The following is a 3,335-nucleotide window of genomic DNA, read 5'->3' on the forward strand; positions in this document are numbered from 1 at the left end:
GCGCGAACAGTAGCGTGCGCTATGGGCTTCAGGTTCTCCTCCACCTGCTGTTACGTCCTCTGATGGAATAAACTCCTCTCCTTTACGACTATTCAGATAACTTGCCATTGCCACAATGTTATCCATTACTGATTCAACTTCACTTTTACTTTCTAGTGGCTCTGTGACCCATTCTAAGTTAGAGCCTCCTGAAGGACTTGCATCAGCAGTTAGATCAAATTTATCACCTCGAATAAAAGCTGTTGCTTTGGGAACATTCTGACCGAGTAATGGAGGCTCACTAAGTTGTTTATTTACATACATGCTAAAAACCATTGCCTGGTAGTCCTGACTGTCCTCATTTACTCTGGTCATTAGTGCTTGACCGGCATTAGTTAGAGTAGATTGACTATCGTCAGTAAACCATAGGTCTAAACGACCTTGTTGATCCAATCCCTTTTCGTGGTTAGTAAGCTCAACTATTTTTATGGAAGGTTGTTCAGCCATTACTTTAGCCACTTTAATATTGATCGCTAAATCCCGTTGAGTCTTAGCACGTTGAAAGTCTTGCTGGGCTTGTTGCCAGTTACTTACATTTCGCACATTCCACTGTGCTTCAAATTCATATCCCACTCGACGCTGTACAACATCTACGGGAGCACTTTCATTAGTACTAATTTTATCGTTATGGTCAAATTCACTCCCATTATGCTGGTTTAATTGGCGTTGCACAGAGGCTCTATTCTGCTGCACCACATGGGTCAATTCATGGGCAATCAATTCCTGCCCTCCTCGACTCCCAGGGTTGTATTCCCCCTGCCGAAAGAAGATATCTTTACCTGTAGTAAAAGCACGAGCCTGAATAGATTGATTCAACTGGTCAGATTGGGCATCACTGTGAACCCTCACCCCACTAAAATCTGCCCCAAACGACTGTTCCATTGGTTTCCGGATACTTTCGGCGATGGGCATCCCCGACCCCTTTGCCTGTTGGATTGAGCTTTCCAACTCTGGGGTAGCTGCCATCCCACCTTCAACAGACATTAGCTGCACCATTGGCTTCCTCATCAGTTCATCTTGCTGACCTTGAGCTTGAATTGAGTCTGGTTGAGTGCTGTGACTAGTAACTGGTGTGTTGATCCGATCCACTACTTCCGATGCTACTCGGTCAGCTTCAAGCTCATACTTGTCCCCAGCTTGACCAATAGTCAGCTTCGCCTGCACTGGATTGCCCTGCTGCCAATGGCCCATTAACTCATGGGAAAGTCCCCTAAACATTGGCATTCGCTGAATTGGTTGCCCACTAACAGGGGAGACACTACTCAGCAGAGGATCTTGGGAACGATGAACTTCTCCAGATTTGTATTGCTGGGATTTAATTAGATTACCCAGTGCTCGGTTGCCGATTATCCCTTGCAGTTCCTCGATTGGGTGGTATGTTGGCTTTCTACTTCCTAATACTTGAGACTGATCTCGAGTTAGAGTCTTTCTGGTTTGGCTTTGTCGTAGATTACCCATGAGCTTGACTAAATCTTAAATAGTTTGCGAAATTAACAACCAATCATATTACCGAGTAGGTTATCGGTGTAGGGGAGTGAAACTGTCAGTCTGGATTGGGAATATCCCCATCCACTTCAACTATTGGGCTTTTTTTATGATGATCTGTTCCAATTCTGCTAAGAAACTCTCGATGGCAGTAATTGTTGATTGTGCCATCCTTTCAACTAGACCTCTCTGAGCATTGGTTATCCTTCGTGGTCTTCCTTGATTAAAATTTGGGAGCAAGTCATTTAAAACTTTTATAATCTCAGCATTTCCAGAGTTATTAACCTGTTGTTGATAAATTTGCTGAACTCCATACCAATCTAAACCTAGACCCATTCCGACTTGAGTTATCCAGCCTCTTGGGTGGGCATGAGACTGTGCCGATGTCAAAACCTTTCTCAAAGCAGATCGGAGTATATTTGGAGGAATATTCCTTCTTAAAATCAACTGCTTCTCGCGAGGGTTGTAGTTTGGTAGGGGTCTTGCTTTGAGGCGCTCGCCTCCACCTGCTGTTGATGTAGCTATTGCCGCCTTGGGCTTGAAGAAGGCATATTCCTTGAGATCTCCTCGGAGGCCGCCGAGTACATTTTTCATAAGCTCCCTTCCTTCCCCACCTTTGATACCGAACAATCGATTTTTGAGTCCGCTGTTACGGTCTGTTGGATCATTTAAGAGTGCTTCATACTTTATAAGTGTATTAGGTTCAGGAAAATATGGTGCCCTGGGATCTACTTTTGAAATAATCCGACGAACCTTCATATCAATTTTATTAGCCAGTACACTCAAATCGTCATCAGCAGGCAAATCTCCACCCTGAGCCCCTTGACGCAGCTCGTACCCACCGCTGGCAAGATAGGGGAGTTGTCTTCCTTTAGTCTGATGACGTGTAAGGAGTTGGTCGTACTTGGAAAATAAACCCATGGGTTGATAATGACCGTGTCGAGATTGCTCCTCTGGAACTTTGAGACTAAGCGCGTCTGCATCCCCAATATGAATATAAATGTTTGGTATGTTAAATCGATTTTTTAGGTCATCGACACATTTTCGAGTGTATTGGCTTTTAGTTATTTCATCCCTAAATACCCCATAAGGGAGATACTCGGCTTGTGTTAATGGGCGTTCTGCTTCTTGCTGATCGGCAGCAGCAAGTGTCCGGAAGTCTGCTTCTATCTTATGTGAATTAGCCTGTATCCCTGTAGAGTTGTCCAACCAAAACGGTTCCCATGTAAATCCAAAAACAATCCCTGGATAGTTAAAATTGCCTGTATTATCGATCACATTTCTGATTTCATCCTCACTTCTAGCCCTCATTAAGCTTTTGTATTTATTCACCCCAACTACTAGCCTAAATCGATAAGACATCTCTGTTTTATCTTCAAACCCCTCCTCATACTTAGTAGCGATTGCGTTTGGAGTTGTACCTCCCGGATAGGTAGGAACATTTGCCACATAGCCGTAATTAAACTGGGGATATGGTTGATTGGGTCGATGACCAACTAACTTTTGATGTACATAGGAAGTCCGAGGAGGATTTTGTCTGTGATCTTTAACAGTTTTTAGTTCGTATCTATTTTGGAACTCCATCAAAGACATACACTGGATCCTAGCTACAGGAGCTGCGCTGACCCTAACCGATTGATTAGTCACAACTTTGCCACCTCCTTGCTGAATCACATGAGTCAACTCATGGGCAATCAATTCCTGCCCTCCTCGACTCCCAGGGTTGTATTCCCCCTGCCGAAAGAAGATATCTTTACCTGTAGTAAAAGCACGAGCCTGAATAGATTGATTCAACTGGTCAGATTGGGCAT

Annotated in this window: 2 protein-coding genes; both read right to left on the reverse strand. The window is 44.0% G+C overall.

Annotated features, from left to right (window positions below; genetic code table 11):
- Positions 1 to 1,497, reverse strand: a 1,497-nt coding sequence (locus F6K20_RS30520) for an eCIS core domain-containing protein (RefSeq protein WP_287297213.1), incomplete at its 3' end; no start/stop codon positions are given.
- 120 nt (positions 1,498 to 1,617) lie between these two features.
- The coding region (locus tag F6K20_RS30525) for an eCIS core domain-containing protein (RefSeq protein WP_287297215.1) at positions 1,618 to 3,335 on the reverse strand (1,718 nt) is incomplete at its 5' end.

The organism is Moorena sp. SIO2C4 (assembly GCF_010672485.1).
Taxonomy (GTDB): Bacteria; Cyanobacteriota; Cyanobacteriia; order Cyanobacteriales; family Coleofasciculaceae; genus Moorena; species Moorena producens.